Here is a 15088-nt window from a genome sequence, read left to right as displayed (position 1 = left end):
AGCTTGAAATGCGCGATGTGCCGCTGGGCACCACAGTAACGTTCCGAAAGACAGTGTCCGAGAGCGACGTCTACGGCTACGCCGGCATCACGGGGGACTTCCACGCCAACCACGTGGACGAGGAAGCCATGCGCAACTCGGTGTACGGAGGTCGCATCGCCCACGGCACCTTGGTCCTTGGTTACACGTCGGCGGCATCCACTGCTATGTCGGCGAAGTTCGACGGACACGCCGTGTCTTACGGCTATGACCGTGTCCGCTTCACCGGAGCGGTGCGACTAGGAGACACCCTGACGGTCACCTACTCGCTCACACGCATCGAACCCGCGGAAAGTATGGCCTTCAGCGACATCCGAGTGCTCAATCAAGACAACGAGCTGGTGTTGGTCGCGGTACACATCTTGAAGTTCCTAGCAGAGGACTGAGCATGCTCCAGACCTTCGACTACGTCATTGTCGGCGGGGGGACCGCGGGCTGCGTTCTCGCCGCGAGGCTGTCCGAGGACCCGAACCTGAAGGTGCTACTCCTCGAGGCTGGCCGCACCGACCGTCATCCTTTGGTCCATGTGCCGGCCGGGTTCGCCAAGCTCACCGCCGGGCCATGGGAGTGGGGACTGTCCACGACTCCGCAAGCCCACCTCAACGATCGCCGTATTCCCTATGCGCAGGGCAAGGTTCTCGGTGGGGGAGGTTCCATCAACGCCCAGGTGTTCACCCGCGGCACCCCATCGGACTATGACCGTTGGGAAGCTGAGCACGGCGCGAAGGGCTGGGCCTTCGAGGATGTACTGCCCTACTTCGTGAAATCGGAAGACAACAACCGGCTCTCGGGTCGTATGCACGGCACCGGGGGACCGCTTGGTGTCAGCGACCAGATCAATCCCTCTCCGCTCTCACGAGCGTTCGTTAAGGCAGGACAAGAAGCGGGTTTGCCGTACAACGACGACTTCAACGGAGAGCGCCAGGAGGGCGTTGGCTTCTACCAATCCACCACACGCAACGGCCGACGCTGCAGTGCCGCGGTCGGCTACCTGCGCCCCGCAGCGAGTCGACCGAACCTTACTGTGCAGTGCGCGCGGCTGGTACTCCGTGTCGTGGTGGACGACGATCGAGCGATCGGTGTCCAAGTCGCGAACGGCGGCAGCGACTCCGAGTTCATCCGAGCCACCCGTGAGGTGATCGTTGCCGCTGGCGCGATCGGGTCTCCTAAACTGCTCCAGCTCTCCGGCGTCGGGGATCCGGCAGCCCTCCATCGAGCCGGCGTCGAAGTCCAGCACGCCCTCCCGGGGGTAGGCGCGAACCTGCGCGATCACTGTGACTTGGACGTGATGTACGAGCTGAAACAGCCTCTTGGCCTGGATCGCTACGACCGCATCCACCCCCGAGTCGGGGCCGCGGGCCTGCGATACCTCACCACCCGGACCGGACCGCTTGCCTCGACCGTCGTCGAGGCCGGCGCTTTCTCATTCGCCCCCGAAGTCGACGACCAGCAAAGCCAGCCATCTCTCCAATTTCACTTCCTGCCCGCCGCGGGCGTGGAGGCGGGAATCGAAGCGCTACGCCCTGGATATGGCGTCACGCTCAACTCATACTTTCTACGGCCGCGGAGCCGAGGATCCGTCTCGATCAGATCGGCCGACCCGGAGCTCCCTCCCGACATCGACCCTCGCTACATGGCTAACGACTACGATCTCGAGATGGCGATCGAAGGAGTGCGACAGTCGCGCGAGATAATGGCGCAGCCGTCGATGGCGCAACTAGTTAGCCGCGAGCACCTGCCGGGCGGCGATCGGGTCACTTCGAAGGACGACTACATCCGTTTCGTCCGCTCACACGGCCGGACCAGCTACCACCCGGTTGGTACATGCGCGATGGGAACCGGCGAGGACGCTGTGGTGGACGCTCGATTGTCAGTGATCGGGCTAGGTGGACTGCGCGTCGCTGATAGCTCCGTGATGCCTGACTTGATCAGCGCGAACACCCAGGCGCCCACGGTGATGATCGCGGAGAAGGCAGCCGACCTGATCCGCATGGACGAGTGATGCCCGCTCACCATCCACCGTCGCGTGCCACCGTATCTACAGTGGCGGCCGCGGCCGGTGTGTCAACTGCAACCGTTTCGCGCGTCATGAGTGGCGCACTCACCGTCAACGCCGACCTCGCTGCCCGTGTCCGCCGCGCGGCCGAGGAGGTGGGCTACCACCCAAACTCTGCTGCCCGGGTGCTGGCGTCCGGCATGCACCGATGCATCGCCGTCGTCATCCCCGACGCTGCAAACCCGTACTTTCTTGAGGTCATCAAGTCAGTGTTGCTCTCGGCAGCCGGTGAGGGGTACCGCACCCTCGTCGCCGACTCTCAAGGCGATCCCATAGAGGAGCTGTCCATCTCACGGTCTCTAGTTGGAACAGTGGACGGTCTGATCCTGCTATCGTCACGCATATCCGCCGACGGGCTCCGAGAGATCCCGCGATGGGGAATCCCTACGGTTCTGGTCAACCGGCGCGAGCTTGGCGTAGAGATCCCCATGGTCGCCATCGACAATTTTAGCGCCATGCTGGCATTGTGCGGGCATCTCGCCGAACTTGGCCATAAACGTGTCGCCTATCTCGGGGGTTCGCCATTGGCCTGGCAGAACCAGGAACGCTGGCGTGCCGTCCAGCAGGCCGCTGTGCTAGGACTCGAGGCGACCCTGATCGAGGGCGACGGGTCAATTGAGGCTGGCCGCCTGGCAGCGGCCAGCGCAATAATGCAGGATGTGACCGCCCTAGTCTGCTTCAACGATCTCGCGGCCATCGGTGCCATTTCGCTGCTCCGAGAAGAGGGCTTACGCGTGCCGCAGGATATATCGGTTACCGGCTTTGACGATATCGCCCTGGCTCGCTATGGCGATTTGAGACTGACTACCGCCAGGACATCACGTGCCGACTTAGGTCGGCAGGCTTGGGACCTGCTTCACGGGAAACTAGTTGGGGAGAAAACTGATCTGGCCATGCCACTTTTGAAGGCCGAGGTCATCATCGGTGAATCGACCGGCGTTGCTGCCACCGTCAGATAGCTTCACCCCACACCAAGGGCACCGCGACCCCGAAACCGGAGCCGCCGGGTCGGACTCGCCCAACCGTTGTCAGCAAGGCTGAGGGTGGTCCCGGGAGGCACGATCTCGTCGATGCGGTCGAGGACCTCGTCGATCCGGCGGGAGACATCAAGTACGGTGCCGCCCGCCCTGGTAACTTCCGGGTCACCTCGAAGAGCTTTGACACCTTGCGCGCCGGCAAGGTCGCCGTCGGCTCGTCGAGCACCAGGATGCGTGGACTCTCGGCGCCGAACCGGTCGTCCAAGACGCGCGCGATGGCCACAACAGGCTGCGCTGGGCCGGCGAGCTGCCCGACACCAAGGCGCAGGGCTCCGGCCTAGGTCGCGTTCTTGTCCGCGATGCGATCCCGTCCACGCTTGCTGCCGCTGACCGCATCGGCGTGCGCATCCTGCTCGTCCACACGCTGCACGAGCAGGCGGCAACGTTCTACGACAAACTCGGCTTCAAGCGCTCCCCCACCGACCCGCTCCACCTCTACCTGCTGCTGGCCGACGCCTGGAAGTCGCTCGGCGGCTGAGCCCCACAGGTCGTGAAAGCGTCAGCCGTCTGGCCGGATGCGCCCGTCAGCCGGAAACCTCTTGAAGCTCCCCGGCAACCGGGGCACGGCGCTGCGCCGGGATAAGGAGGGCCATCAGGGCACCGGCGAACGCGGCCAACGCCCCGACAAGGAGACAGACCTGGAATGCCTCCTTGCTCGGGATCTCGACGCCACCGCCCAGTTCTACGGTCTGGCTCGTCATGATCGCCGCCATGACGGCCCCGGCGATCGTCGTACCGACCGACCGCATCAGACCATTGACGCCGACACTCGAGCCGGCCTCGGACTCGGGAACGTTGTCGAGGATCAGGGTCGGCATGGCTGCATAGCCGATCCCGACACCCGCCGACGCGATCATCGATGACACCATGAGTTGCCACGGGGCGTTCATGAGGACGAGGGCGACCAGATATCCCCCGCTGATCACCACGGCGCCGATCGACAGCGTGGTGCGCGCCCCGATGGAGTTGATCAATGTGCTCGACACAGGAGCGAAGAGCATCATCATGATGCCGCCGGGAGCCACCCACAGGCCCGCTTGCAGGATTGATTGCCCGAGTCCGTAGCCCGTCGCTTCCGGCATTTCAAGGATCTGCGGCACGACGATCATCTGTGCCATCATCGCGAAACCGATGAGCAGGGCCGACAAGTTCGTGAACAACACCGGTCGCTGCGCTGTCGTCCGCAGGTCGACCAACGGATCGTCGTGTCGCAACTCGTACCATGCCCAGACGACGAGCACGATCACGCCGCCGATGATTCCCGACAACGTGCGAGCGTCAGTCCAGCCCCACTCCGAGCCCTTGCTGATGCCGATGAGGGCCGCCGCCAGTCCGACGGCCATGCCGACAATGCCCAACACGTCAAGGTGGGCCGGGTGAGCGTCGTGAATATGCGGGACCACCACCAGGGTGGCGACGAAGACCACGATTGCCAAACAGGTGGACAGCCAGAACAGTCCGTGCCACGAATAGTCTTGCGCGATCCATGCCGACAGCGGCAGACCCAACGCACCGCCGACCCCCAACGTGGCGCTGACCGCAGCCACGGCGCTCGCTCGGCGCTCGGGTGGGGCGATCTCGCGCACCATGCTGATCGCGACCGGGATGTAGCCCATCGCCATGCCCTGAAGCACCCGGCCAACCAAGAACGGTGCCAAGGTGCTCGACATAGCGGCCAGCAGGGAACCCAGGATCAGGATCGCTGCCGAGACGACCATGATTCTCTTCTTGCCATACATGTCGGCGAGTCGTCCGGTGACCGGCATGGTCACTGCGGCTGCGAGCAACGTCGCCGTCACGGCCCAGGACGCACTTCCGGGGTCGGTGCCGAGCAAGTCGGGGAGCTCGGCCTGGATCGGGATGACGAGCGACTGCATGAGGGCGCCGCACAGGCTGCCGAAGCACAGCACCGCAATGACGGCTGCGGACGAGAAGCGAGATGACGCTGCTTCGTCGGTGTAGTTCGAGGACATGATCGTTGATCTCCAGCTCTCGTGAGGCGTGATATGTATGCTACATACAAGTAGCGGAGGGGAGAAACGAACCCCATGACTTCGATGACAGCCTTCACCCAGACACCCGCCTGGACTCTGGCGACGGCGCTGGGTCGATACGAGCAGACGCGGCGCGAGGTCGAGGTCGCTTCGACGCTGGGCCGCGCTGAGCTTCGGCTAATGTGGCTGCTCGCTCAGGGCGATCCGATGACACTGCGCGACGTTGCCGACCACCTCGGACTGGAGCAATCCACCGTCAACCGGCAGGTGAACACGGCCCTCGAAGCGGGACTGGTACGGCGGTTCCGCGCCCCGGGATGCTCGGTCTACCAGATCGAGGTCACCGAACATGGCGCACAGCTCTTCAGTGAAGACGCCGCCTGGAACCTCGGCCTACTCGACAAGGCGCTGGCAGCGCTACCTCCCGAACAGCGCATCACCTTTCCCGCTCTCTTGAGCGAGTTCGTCGAGGCGTACGCGCATGCCCTGACCAGTAGTCACCCCGCAGGACAGGTCAGCACGCGACCGTAGCTCTCTATCGGCTCAAGTACCGCGTCTTCGAGCAGGCTTGTGCTGACGCCCATCCGAGGGAGCGGGCATTCCTCGTGGATAGCCACAGGCACGTCGCCGTCAAGCGCTACACCGTGTCAACCGCCGCTAGAGCGCGGTGGCGGTGCGGCGGTCTGACTGACCGACTACGCGAACTGGCAGAACTGCACAAGGAAGGCATCCTAGAGGAGGCGCAGCAGTGATCCAGATCGACAATGACGCCGACCCGAACATGGTCGATGACGAGGACCTCCGGATCGTTGCACCGCCGCATCAGCCGAGCGTGCAGCCACGGGCCGTGCCGGTCGTGGAGCTCACGAAGCGCCCCGGCGTCCCCGTCGGCTACCGCGGCCACCAGCGCCGCGTCCGTCGGGATGGTCATGACATCACTGTCGCAGCGACGGCGAGAAATGGTTCCCGATGAACGCAGTCGATGTTGGCCAATCCCGCAGCCGCGCTCGTGCCTGATGGTCTTCACTGCGAGGATGACCCCGTGCGTCGCGCCGTGGGTCTGCTCCTTGCCGTCACCGTGGCACTGGTGCTCGCGGACTCGGCGATCGTCACCCTCGCGCTGCCCGACATCCTGATCCACCTGGACGCGACGGTCGGCCAGGTCGCCTGGGTGCTGATCGCGTTCAACCTGGTCCTGGGTCTGGGCGCAGTGCCCACGGCAGCGATCCTGCCGAAGGTGCGTCCGCCCCTCTTCACCGCGCTCGGGATCGCGGTCTTCGCCGGCTCGTCGGCGTGGTGCGCCCTGGCCGACTCGATCGAGGTGCTCATCGTGGCGCGGTGCGTGCAGGCGGTCGGTGGAGCGCTGGCACTGGTCGGCTGCCTCGAGCTGCTGGTCGAGGAGTACGGCGAGCGCCGGGGCGTCGCGACCTGGATCACGGCCGGGGTGATCGGCACCGCGATCGGACCGGTCGCCGGCGGCATCCTCACCCAGGCGATCTCCTGGCAGTCCATCTTCGTCGTGCAGGTGCCGTTCGCCATCCTGGCCGTGCCGGCGGCGCTCAGTGTGCGGGCGGAGCACGTCACGCCACCAGATCGGCACCGTCCCGCCGTACGCGCCAACATCACCCTCGCGCTGCTCTCCGCCGCGCTCACCGCAGCGCTTTTCCTGGTCGTGCTGCTCCTCGTCCAAGGCTGGGGCCGCTCCCCCGCGGTGGCTGCGCTGACCGTGTCGGTGGTGCCCATCGCGGCGCTCGCGGCGCGGCCACTCGCCCGGGTCTGGCAACCTCCGCACGTCGTCGAGGTCGCCGTCGGCTGCTTCCTCATCACCGGCGGCCTCGTCGCCCTCGCGATCCCACCCTCGGCCGACTTGGCCTGGACCGTCGCGCCGCAGGTCCTGGTCGGCCTCGGGCTCGGCCTGACCCTCGACCAGCTCACCTTCCACGCGATCGAGCTGCGGTTGCCGCGGGCGAGCCACGCAGCCTGGACGATCAGCGCGCGCCACCTCGGCGTGGTGCTGGGGCTGGCGATCCTGACGCCGGTCTTCACCGCCGACCTGATGGACGCCCAGGAGCCCGCCCAGGAGGCGATCACGTCGCTGGTGCTCGATGCGCCGCTGCCGCCGGAGGACAAGATCGCCGTTGCCGAGGCGCTCGGCCGGGTGCTGTCGGACCAGCAGCGTCAGGTCCCGGATCTGCACAGTGCCTTCGCGTCGTTGGACCTCGATCCTGCCGAGCAACCCGCCGCCGATCAGTTGGAGCGTGACCTCAACGAGCAGGTGGAGCGCGCTGCCACCTGGGCGTTCCGCGACTCCTTCCTCATCGGTGCCGCGCTCGCGCTGCTCGCCCTGCTCACCGTGACCGCACCCGACTGGAGGCGGACCCGATGACCGCCGTGCCTCGCTGGATCGGACTGCCCGTCACCGCAGTGCTGCTCGTCGTCGGCGTGCTGGGCGTCCAGGCGGCCAACGGCGGCGGATCGTTCGCGCCGAAGGCGACCGCCGACCCCTGTGTCCACCGTGACGTCACCTCGCAGGTCGACGGCATCGACGGACTCACCGAGCAGCTCGTCATGATCGGGCTCGACAAGACCGCCTGCCGACTGCACGTCAGCCGCGAGGCGCTCACGCTCGAGCTGGCGCAGAGCGGTCTGCAGACCGACGCCGAGGTCGACGCACTGCGCGAGGGCCTCCGCGATGCCGTCCAGCAGATGAAGGACGACGGCACCCTTCCGCCCGCCTCCGACCTGGTCGACGACGCGCTCGCGGCCACCGACCTCGACCCGCTGCTCGCGGCCGCCATCCGCGTGCTCCCGGACTCGGTCATAGACGCGGCGCTGAAGACCGACGACGTGCTCCTGCGCACGATCGACAACCTCGACCTGCGCTCGCTCCTGGCGAACGTGCAGGACCAGGACGACCTCAACCGGCAGATCACCGAGGCGACCACCCAGGCGGTCAAGGACTCCCTCGTCGCCAGGGTGCGCGACCTGCTGTAAGGCGCCGTCACGGGATCGAAGCAGCCTCGGCTTTCGCGTCAGTCCTGACGTCGCGAGCAACGACCGCGTGGGGAAGGCCGCTCGCCACTGCGGTCGCCAGACAACCAGCCGCCACGATCACGGCCGCGACGCGCGGACCCAGCGAGGACACCAGGGCAGGTGCCAGCACGGTCCCGACGAACGCACCCGACACCATCACGCTGTCGGCGATCCCGAGTGCGCCCGCGAGATGGCGCGCGTGCATCTGCTCCTGGATGGTCTGAGTGACGGTGGACTCGACGACCACGATGCACGCACCAACCACCGCCAACAGCGGCAGCGCGGGCCCGGGTCCGGCCCACCAGCCGAGGGAGCAGATCGAGGTGGCCATGATCAGCAGGGCCAGGATCCGCCGCGGTGCCGGATCGGCGACCACCCAGCCGAGCAGCGGCGCGGCCAGCGCGCCGAACCCCAGGCACGCGGTGGCGGCACCGAAGCCGGACTCGCCGTGCCGCCACACCTCACGAGAGAGGGGAAGCAAGATCACCGCCAGCGCCGAGAGCGCCACATTGACCAACCCAACGACGGCCAGCGCACGCAGCACCGACGGCTGGCGGCGCACGCTCGCCATCAGGCCGGCGCCGGGCGCTCGGTCACCCGAGTCTCCTGGCCCCGCCAGCTCCAGACCCAGCACGAACGCCAGCGATGCCAGCGTCAAGAGAGCCGCCACGGTGGGCACCCAGCCCCGTGTCGCCGGCCACAACAAGAGCCCACCCAGCGCAGGACCGACCACCCATGCACCGGCCTCCACGGTGACCAGTACGTCGGTGGCGCGGCGGGCATCCAGACCGGCACTGCGCGCCAGGGCGGGCATCGCCGCGGCGATGGCCGGATAGGCGGGCGTGCCGCAGGCGACGGCCAGGCAGGCGGCGGACACCGCGACCCAGACCCGGCCCTGGGCGACCGCCACTGCCACGACGGCCAGACAAGCCACTCGAAGGGCGAGAGTCGCGACGACCAGACGGTCGCGGCGTACCCGGTCGCCGAGGCGTCCCACCGCCCACGACAGCGCGATGTAGGGCACCATCCGGGCCGTCCCGGTCAGACCCAGCGCCCAGGCGCCCCGGCTCCCGCCGCCGCTGTGGTCCCAGGCCATCACCATCAGCAGTGGCCACGGCAGCGAGACAGCGAGCGCAGCGAGGGCATAGCCAGCGAGGTGGCGCACGACGTGGACACGCATGCCTGCTCCTTCCTGCTCGGGCCCGCTCAGGCCTGCTCAGGCGCGGCGCAGCACCGGAGCTCGACAGATAGGAGCCGCCAGGTCGCTCTCCCGGACATGCGGCCGGGCTACGGGAGGTGGAGCCCTGCCTCCCGGGCAGCGATGATCGCCTGGGGTCGCTCGGAGACACCGAGCTTGACGAAGATGCGGCTGACGTAGTTCTGCACAGTCTTGGTGGTCAAGAACAGGTCCCGGGCGATCTCACCGTTGGCCCGGCCCTGGGCCATCAGCTGGAGGACCGCTCGCTCGCGCTGGTCAGGTCGGGGAACGGCAGCTCCACTGTCTGTCGGTGGACCAGCGAGGAGAGCTGGCCGGCGATGTCGCGACCGAGGTGGGTGTCGCCCCAGGCGACCGAGGTGACCGCGGGAACGAGCCGAGGAGCTCGGCGGCACCTTCGACGCCGGGCCAGCAGAATCGGGGGGACGCGTCCGCGTGACCTTCCCGGTGGGGAAGGCCACGACATGACGATGATTGTGATCGCGGACGATCACCCGCTCGTCCGGCAGGGCCTCCGGGCCGTGCTGGACGCGACCGACGACCTGGTCGTCGTCGGCGAGGCCGACAACGGTGCTGACGCCGTGCGGCTGTGCGTCGATCACCGGCCCGACGTGATCTTGACGGACCTGCAGATGCCCGGCTTGCACGGGATCGACGCCACCGCCCGGATCAGTCAGACCGCGCCCGACACCGCCGTCGTCGTGCTCACGATGTTCGAGGATGACGACACCGTGTTCGCCGCTGTCGAGGCGGGTGCCGTCGGCTATCTGCTCAAGGGCGCCGACGGCGCCGACATCGTGGCCGCGGTGCGTGCGGCCGCGGCGGGTCAGGCGGTGTTCGGAGCGGCGTTCACCAAGCGCATGCAGACCTGGTTCGGCCGCGCCCCGTCGAAGCCGGAGCTCCCCTTCCCCGGGCTCACCGACCGCGAGCGCGAGATCCTCGACGGTGTCGCCGCAGGCCTCACCAACCCGGAGATCGGCGCCGAGCTGTTCCTCTCACCCAAGACCGTCGCCAACAACGTGAGCGCGATCCTCGACAAGTTGCAGTTCGCCAGCCGAGCCGAGGCGATCGCCAGGGCCCGGGACGCGGGACTGGGCGAGCGGCCGCACGGATAGAAGAGGCGTGGAGAGGCCAGCGTCCCAAAACCGCGACAGAGCGGTTGCCGGAGATGGGGCGACCCCAAGAGGGTGAGAGCGCGTGCCCGCGACCCTCTGTCTCACTGGGAGACTGGACGGGCGCGTCCAAGGAGGAGTTCGATGAGAAGAATCCTGCAGCTCGGTCTTGCGGCGACCGTCGTCCTCACGGCAATCACCGCCACCGTAGCGCCGGCCATCGGTGAACACAGCGGCACGACCACCACGCCAGCGGCTAAGGCAAGAGCGAAACAGCATGGGCCACCCTTGGCAGGTCTGCGGATCCTGCTCTCCAACGACGACTCCATGCAGGCCGCGCGCGAGAACGGCAAGGACGGCATCGGGCTCTACGACATCCGCAAGTCACTGTGCGCAGCGGGCGCCGATGTGGTCGTGGTCGCTCCGTGGGGCTACATGAGCGGGGCGGGCGGCTCGGTCACCAATAGCGGCGTGCTGACCGCGTCGCAGCGAACGACGCTCCCGTCCGGCTACGAGAACGACTGCAGCGGCGCACCCTCCCAGGGCGCGGTCTTCGGCCTGTGCCGAGGCACGACGTGCACCTCAGACACGCCGAGCGCCACTCCCGCGGACACGGTGAAGTTCGCGCTGCACGACGGCCTCGAAATCGCTGGTCGGCTGGCAGAGCCCACCAGATCTGGTGGTCAGCGGGATCAACTCGGGCCCCAACGTGAGCGCGTCGATCAACGACTCCGGCACCGTGGCTGCCGCCATCGCGGCCATCGACAACGGCGTGCCCGCAGTCGCCTTGTCCGGACACGTCGAGGCGGTCTCCGACACGGTGACCAGGCCGACCTACGTCGCCGCGGCGGACTTCGGTGCCCAGTTGATCGGCAAGCTGGTCAAGAAGCGGCTACTGACCAATGCGTACGTCGTCAACGTCAACTACCCCGACGTCACCAACGGCAACGACCCGGGGCGCCCCGTGTGGACCCGCGTCGGACTCGGCACGTTCGGCGTGCACACCTACACGCCGACCGAGTCGGGATCGCTGTCCTTCACGATCGGCTGGGCGGTCTGCCCCGCCGCACACTGCATCACCGAGCCGCGCAAGGACGCCGACAGCACCGCGCTGTTCGCCGGGAAGATCACGATGACCGCGCTCACCCGTGACCGCACGCTGATGACCGGGCAGGACAAGCCGTTGCGGCGCGCCGTGCAGAGCGGCCAGCTCATGCGCTGATCGCAGCGACCGACCTGTGCAGTTGTAGGCGCGCGTCGCATCGGGTGGTCCGGCTCCGGTCGGACCACCCGGTGCGACACCGCCCGGAGAGCTGCTGGCACCAGACCAGCCGACCTGTGAATGAATATCTATCTGGTCATATGATCGCTATTCTAGTCATATGAACTTTGGCGAGTCCTTCGGCGGATTGATGCCCGGAGCACGCGGAGCGGTGCTTGCGGCACTCCTGCGGACCGGCACCCCACTCACCGGGAGAGGGGTCCATGCCCTCGTGGGCGATCACCACAGCCTCGGTGCTGTCCAGCAAGCGCTGCGGGATCTCGAGCAGATCGGGATCACCACCACCACGACCGTCGGCCGCGCTGGCGTTCATCAGGTCAACAACGAGCACGACGCAGTCGCGTCCCTTCGCGCCCTGGCCAGTCCGCTCGACATGCTGGCTCGCGTCGTCCGAGAGGAGGCGCCCGACGCGGAGACCATCATCGTGTTCGGCTCCGTCGCTCGCGGCGAGGCACGCGCCGACAGCGATGTCGACCTAGCCGTGGTCGCACCTGACGACTGGGCGGGTCGGGCCGACTTGCAGGAGCGCGTGCACTCCCGCCTCGGCAACAACTGCGACGTCCTCCACTTCGCGCCGGGGCAGCTCACCGAACACGCTGTGGACGACGAGCCCGTTGTCGCCGAAATCCTGCGCGACGGCATCGCATTGGTCGGTCGGATGCCGCCACGCATGACGCCAGTCGTTGCAGGGAAACCTCGGCGGCCGACCGCCGCGTGTTCAGACTCGACGACGCTGCGTGGGCAGAGTTCACCGCGATCCTCGATCAACCAGCCAAGTGTCTCCCCGAACTCGTCGAGCTCCTCGACGAATCTGCCGCTTGGGCTGAGTGAGTCCCTGAATGCCGTCGTCACCGAGGCAGCCCGAAGGGCCAGGTAGTCACAACTTCGCCACGCTCGATATCCACACCCCGAGCCGCACCCGTCGCGCTTGCCGAAGAAGGCTGAGATCGTGGGGACGGACCACTCGCGACGGTGAACCACGCGGACCGTCACCGGTTGGTTAACCCCGGTCTTTCATGAGGCTGGCGACGACGGTGTGGCTGCGTGAGGTGACGAGATGAAGGTCGGTGGGCACGACGCTGGGCCGGCTGGCGCTGCCGGGCTGCGGTTCTCCGGGTGGTGATGTCGTGGGCGGACGGTCGGTCAGACCGGTTGTGGGATCGCGGCGATGTTGGCGAAGACCGCGACGATCGCGGCCGCCCAGGGCCACGATTCAGGGATCCGAAGCCGTCGTCGACGAGCACCGTGGGTGAGTCGTGCTGGCACGTGCAGGAAGCGGTAGCGCAGCGCTTTGGGCTCACACGCCGCGAGGATCGTGGCGTCGCCGGTCAAGGCGAGCAGCCGTGTCCAGGCGGTGAGGTCGGCGGCGATCTGGACGAGCGTGAGCCATGCCTGGTTGATGTCGAACTCCCGCGATGGGAACCGGCCCAGACCACTGTCCTTGGCGTGCCGGATCCGGTCCTCGACCCTGGCGTGGGCACGGTGTCGGGCTTCGAGGAACGCGAGCTGGCCGGTCGTGGTGTTGGTGACGAAGGCTTGGTAGCGCCAGCCGTCGCGTTCCTCGAACAGCGACAGCTGCGCGCCCGGATGCGGGCGTTCGCGGCGGACGATGACCCGCATCGCGGTCGGCCACTTCGCCATCACGGACTTGTCGATGAGGCCGGTGAGTTCGGCGACGTCGCCGCCCTCACGGACACTGCCGTCGGCATCGGATGCCGGGGCCCAGATCTTCTCCGGGACCAGGTCGATGGCGTTGCGGAGCTTCTCGGTGATCGCGAACCCCACGGAGTACTCCACGCTACGGCCACGGACCTGACCCTGTTCGGTGAGCCAGTCCAACAGCCCGTGAGACGCACCAGCACCATCAGAGCGGATCAGCAACCTCTTGCGGTGGGTGCCGGGAACCTGAGCGATCGCGTCGGTCAGCACCTCGATGTGATCCGTCGTAGTGTTCGAGCCAGCGTTCCCGGCACGAAGCTTGGCGGCGAGGAACTCGGTGGTGTTGTCGCACCACACCCCGATCGGGTGGAACCCGAAGGTCCGCTTGAACGTCGCCGCAGCGTTCTCCTTCTCACTGTGCGTGATCACAACCGTGGCGTCGATGTCGAGCACCACGACGTCACCGAGGTCAGTGCCGGCGACCTTGGATGCGGGCAGGCCGTCGGGCAGTTGAGACCACACGTGGCGGCGGACCCGGGCACGGGCGGCCGCGATCTTCTTCAACCGTCCGGGCGTGACCACCTTCAGTGTTCGCCACACCGTCGGCGCCGAGGCGACCGGACCGAGCACACCGGCCTGGTGACGCAGCACGTCGATGTCAGCGATCGCCTCACCGCCATCAGCAAGCATCACCGCGACATCAGCCAGCACCCGGCCACGGTCGTGACCGGGGTTGAACCTGGAACGGGTCATCGCCTTGGACAACTCAGACGTCAGCCCTGTCCGGTCGCCCAACAGCCGGGTCGCGACGCTGCCCGCGTGGGCCACCACGCCGACTCCATCACCGGTGACGGACAGACCCGTCGACCACGAAGTACGCTTCACCTACCGAGTGCCTCTCTGCTGGGACTACTTGAACCGTCGCAAGTCCAAGTTTCCCCTGCACAGCAGGCACTTCGGTGTTTCTACGCGCCGATCACGCCGCCGCGTCGTGAACGATCCGGGTTAACTCTGCGCACGGAGTTGTTCTGTTTGCCGATACTATCGTTGTACGTTAGGGTATGCAGTGATCCAGGCCTTCAAGAACACTGATACCGAGAAGGTCTGGAACCGCGAACACGTCCGATCTCTCGGACCCGACCTGCAACGAGCCGCGCAGAAGAAGTTGCGTCTCCTGAACGCGGCCTCTGAACTGAACAGCCTGCGGGTGCCGCCCGGCAACCGCTTGGAGAAACTAGTTGGTGGGCGGTCAGCACTCCATTCGTGTCAATGATCAGTACCGGATCTGCTTTGTCTGGACCGACATCGGCCCGACCGACGTGGAGATCACCGATTACCACTAGCGCCAAGGACGATCACCATGAAGAAGGCCCATGAGCCGATCACCCCCGGGGAGATCCTGCTGACCGAGTTCTTGGAGCCCCTCGGCATCACGCAGTATCGCCTCGCCCAGGCAACCGGGCTCCCCCAGACCCGCATCAGCGAGATCGTCCGTGGCAAGCGCGCCATCACCATCGACACCGCCCTGCGCTTGTCCAAGGCACTCGGCGTCGACGACCGATTCTGGATCAACATCCAGACCGACTACGACCTCGAGGTGGAACGCGACAGGCGCGGCGACGAGTTGGCCGAGGTGACCAGGCTGGTCGCGGGCTGAATC

At 66.9% G+C, this 15088-nt stretch carries 18 protein-coding genes and 2 pseudogenes; 15 read left to right on the top strand and 5 right to left on the bottom strand.

The features are described 5' to 3' along the window. Window positions 1–8: 8 nt before the first annotated feature. The 4 genes from QM714_RS02230 (at window position 9) to QM714_RS02215 (ending at window position 3610) form a co-directional block, all read left to right on the top strand. Window positions 9–425, top strand: a complete 417-nt coding sequence (locus QM714_RS02230; protein ID WP_415097187.1) for a MaoC family dehydratase — start codon at window positions 9–11, stop codon at window positions 423–425. Window positions 426–427: 2 nt separating this feature from the next. Continuing rightward, window positions 428–2041, top strand: a complete 1614-nt coding sequence (locus QM714_RS02225) for a GMC family oxidoreductase (protein ID WP_415097185.1) — start codon at window positions 428–430, stop codon at window positions 2039–2041. Next, window positions 2041–3054, top strand: a complete 1014-nt coding sequence (locus QM714_RS02220; RefSeq protein WP_415097183.1) for a LacI family DNA-binding transcriptional regulator — start codon at window positions 2041–2043, stop codon at window positions 3052–3054. Before QM714_RS02225 ends, QM714_RS02220 begins: the two co-directional genes overlap by 1 nt. A gap of 418 nt (window positions 3055–3472) precedes the next feature. Then, complete coding sequence (locus QM714_RS02215) at window positions 3473–3610, top strand: hypothetical protein (RefSeq protein ID WP_415097181.1); 138 nt, start codon at window positions 3473–3475, stop codon at window positions 3608–3610. Window positions 3611–3656: 46 nt separating this feature from the next. On the opposite strand, the gene QM714_RS02210 is transcribed toward QM714_RS02215, so the two are convergent. Beyond that, the gene (locus tag QM714_RS02210; protein ID WP_415097179.1) at window positions 3657–5105 is read right to left on the bottom strand and encodes an MFS transporter; all 1449 of its coding nucleotides are present in this window, start codon (window positions 5103–5105) and stop codon (window positions 3657–3659) included. Between the two features lie 75 nt (window positions 5106–5180). Between QM714_RS02210 and QM714_RS02205 the strand changes: the two genes are divergently transcribed. From QM714_RS02205 to QM714_RS02190, 4 genes are all read left to right on the top strand, one after another. Then, window positions 5181–5657 (top strand): MarR family winged helix-turn-helix transcriptional regulator, encoded by a 477-nt coding sequence (locus QM714_RS02205; RefSeq protein WP_415097177.1) that lies wholly within the window; start codon window positions 5181–5183, stop codon window positions 5655–5657. Between the two features lie 217 nt (window positions 5658–5874). Further along, window positions 5875–6099, top strand: coding sequence for a hypothetical protein (locus QM714_RS02200; protein WP_415097175.1), 225 nt, complete (start codon window positions 5875–5877; stop codon window positions 6097–6099). Window positions 6100–6168: 69 nt separating this feature from the next. Further along, window positions 6169–7512 carry an MFS transporter gene (locus tag QM714_RS02195; RefSeq protein ID WP_415097173.1) on the top strand — a complete coding sequence of 448 codons (1344 nt, stop codon included), beginning with the start codon at window positions 6169–6171 and terminating at the stop codon, window positions 7510–7512. Beyond that, a complete protein-coding gene (locus QM714_RS02190; protein ID WP_415097171.1) occupies window positions 7509–8120 on the top strand; it encodes a hypothetical protein in 612 nt (203 codons plus the stop codon). The genes QM714_RS02195 and QM714_RS02190 overlap by 4 nt, the downstream gene beginning before the upstream one ends. Before the next feature lie 7 nt (window positions 8121–8127). Here the strand turns inward: QM714_RS02190 and QM714_RS02185 are convergent, their stop codons facing one another. The 3 genes from QM714_RS02185 to QM714_RS02175 form a co-directional block, all read right to left on the bottom strand. Then, the gene (locus QM714_RS02185; RefSeq protein WP_415097169.1) at window positions 8128–9339 is read right to left on the bottom strand and encodes an MFS transporter; all 1212 of its coding nucleotides are present in this window, start codon (window positions 9337–9339) and stop codon (window positions 8128–8130) included. 107 nt (window positions 9340–9446) lie between these two features. Then, entirely contained in the window at window positions 9447–9605 is a 159-nt protein-coding gene (locus QM714_RS02180; RefSeq protein ID WP_415097167.1) for a response regulator transcription factor, read from the bottom strand. Next, window positions 9605–9841, bottom strand: coding sequence for a hypothetical protein (locus QM714_RS02175; protein ID WP_415097165.1), 237 nt, complete (start codon window positions 9839–9841; stop codon window positions 9605–9607). The genes QM714_RS02180 and QM714_RS02175 overlap by 1 nt, the downstream gene beginning before the upstream one ends. On the opposite strand from QM714_RS02175, the gene QM714_RS02170 reads away from it, so the two are divergent. From QM714_RS02170 to QM714_RS02150, 5 genes and pseudogenes are all read left to right on the top strand, one after another. Then, a complete protein-coding gene (locus tag QM714_RS02170) occupies window positions 9840–10490 on the top strand; it encodes a response regulator (protein WP_415097163.1) in 651 nt (216 codons plus the stop codon). The genes QM714_RS02175 and QM714_RS02170 overlap by 2 nt on opposite strands. A 141-nt stretch (window positions 10491–10631) precedes the next feature. Next, window positions 10632–11111: pseudogene (locus tag QM714_RS02165) on the top strand (5'/3'-nucleotidase SurE); the annotation flags it as partial. A gap of 25 nt (window positions 11112–11136) precedes the next feature. Then, complete coding sequence (locus QM714_RS02160; RefSeq protein WP_415100945.1) at window positions 11137–11709, top strand: 5'/3'-nucleotidase SurE; 573 nt, start codon at window positions 11137–11139, stop codon at window positions 11707–11709. Between the two features lie 160 nt (window positions 11710–11869). After that, window positions 11870–12355 (top strand): annotated as a pseudogene (locus QM714_RS02155) (nucleotidyltransferase domain-containing protein); the annotation flags it as partial. Between the two features lie 128 nt (window positions 12356–12483). After that, window positions 12484–12600, top strand: a complete 117-nt coding sequence (locus tag QM714_RS02150) for a DUF1778 domain-containing protein (protein ID WP_415100943.1) — start codon at window positions 12484–12486, stop codon at window positions 12598–12600. Window positions 12601–12912: 312 nt separating this feature from the next. Here the strand turns inward: QM714_RS02150 and QM714_RS02145 are convergent, their stop codons facing one another. Continuing rightward, complete coding sequence (locus tag QM714_RS02145; protein ID WP_415097161.1) at window positions 12913–14313, bottom strand: IS1380 family transposase; 1401 nt, start codon at window positions 14311–14313, stop codon at window positions 12913–12915. Window positions 14314–14494: 181 nt separating this feature from the next. Here QM714_RS02145 and QM714_RS02140 point away from each other — a divergent pair, with 181 nt between their 5' ends. Both QM714_RS02140 and QM714_RS02135 read left to right on the top strand, forming a co-directional pair. After that, window positions 14495–14701: a type II toxin-antitoxin system RelE/ParE family toxin gene (locus tag QM714_RS02140; RefSeq protein ID WP_415097159.1), complete on the top strand. Its 207-nt coding sequence runs from the start codon at window positions 14495–14497 to the stop codon at window positions 14699–14701. Window positions 14702–14788: 87 nt separating this feature from the next. Further along, the gene (locus QM714_RS02135) at window positions 14789–15085 is read left to right on the top strand and encodes a HigA family addiction module antitoxin (protein ID WP_415097157.1); all 297 of its coding nucleotides are present in this window, start codon (window positions 14789–14791) and stop codon (window positions 15083–15085) included. Window positions 15086–15088: the final 3 nt, after the last annotated feature.

Source organism: Nocardioides sp. (genome assembly GCF_047602075.1).
Lineage (GTDB): Bacteria > Actinomycetota > Actinomycetes > Propionibacteriales > Nocardioidaceae > Nocardioides.
Note: the sequence above shows the minus strand (reverse complement) of the source record. Positions and strands in the feature narration are given on the sequence as shown.

Excerpts from the sequence above, each read along its gene's own strand:
- QM714_RS02170 (WP_415097163.1), top strand. The coding sequence starts at position 9,840 with ATGACGATGATTGTGATCGCGGACGATCACCCGCTCGTCCGGCAGGGC.
- QM714_RS02135 (WP_415097157.1), top strand. The coding sequence starts at position 14,789 with ATGAAGAAGGCCCATGAGCCGATCACCCCCGGGGAGATCCTGCTGACC.
- QM714_RS02220 (WP_415097183.1), top strand. The coding sequence starts at position 2,041 with ATGCCCGCTCACCATCCACCGTCGCGTGCCACCGTATCTACAGTGGCG.
- QM714_RS02225 (WP_415097185.1), top strand. The coding sequence starts at position 428 with ATGCTCCAGACCTTCGACTACGTCATTGTCGGCGGGGGGACCGCGGGC.
- QM714_RS02230 (WP_415097187.1), top strand. The coding sequence starts at position 9 with ATGCGCGATGTGCCGCTGGGCACCACAGTAACGTTCCGAAAGACAGTG.
- QM714_RS02190 (WP_415097171.1), top strand. The coding sequence starts at position 7,509 with ATGACCGCCGTGCCTCGCTGGATCGGACTGCCCGTCACCGCAGTGCTG.
- QM714_RS02210 (WP_415097179.1), bottom strand. The coding sequence starts at position 5,105 with ATGTCCTCGAACTACACCGACGAAGCAGCGTCATCTCGCTTCTCGTCC.
- QM714_RS02180 (WP_415097167.1), bottom strand. The coding sequence starts at position 9,605 with ATGGCCCAGGGCCGGGCCAACGGTGAGATCGCCCGGGACCTGTTCTTG.
- QM714_RS02175 (WP_415097165.1), bottom strand. The coding sequence starts at position 9,841 with ATGTCGTGGCCTTCCCCACCGGGAAGGTCACGCGGACGCGTCCCCCCG.
- QM714_RS02185 (WP_415097169.1), bottom strand. The coding sequence starts at position 9,339 with ATGCGTGTCCACGTCGTGCGCCACCTCGCTGGCTATGCCCTCGCTGCG.
- QM714_RS02205 (WP_415097177.1), top strand. The coding sequence starts at position 5,181 with ATGACTTCGATGACAGCCTTCACCCAGACACCCGCCTGGACTCTGGCG.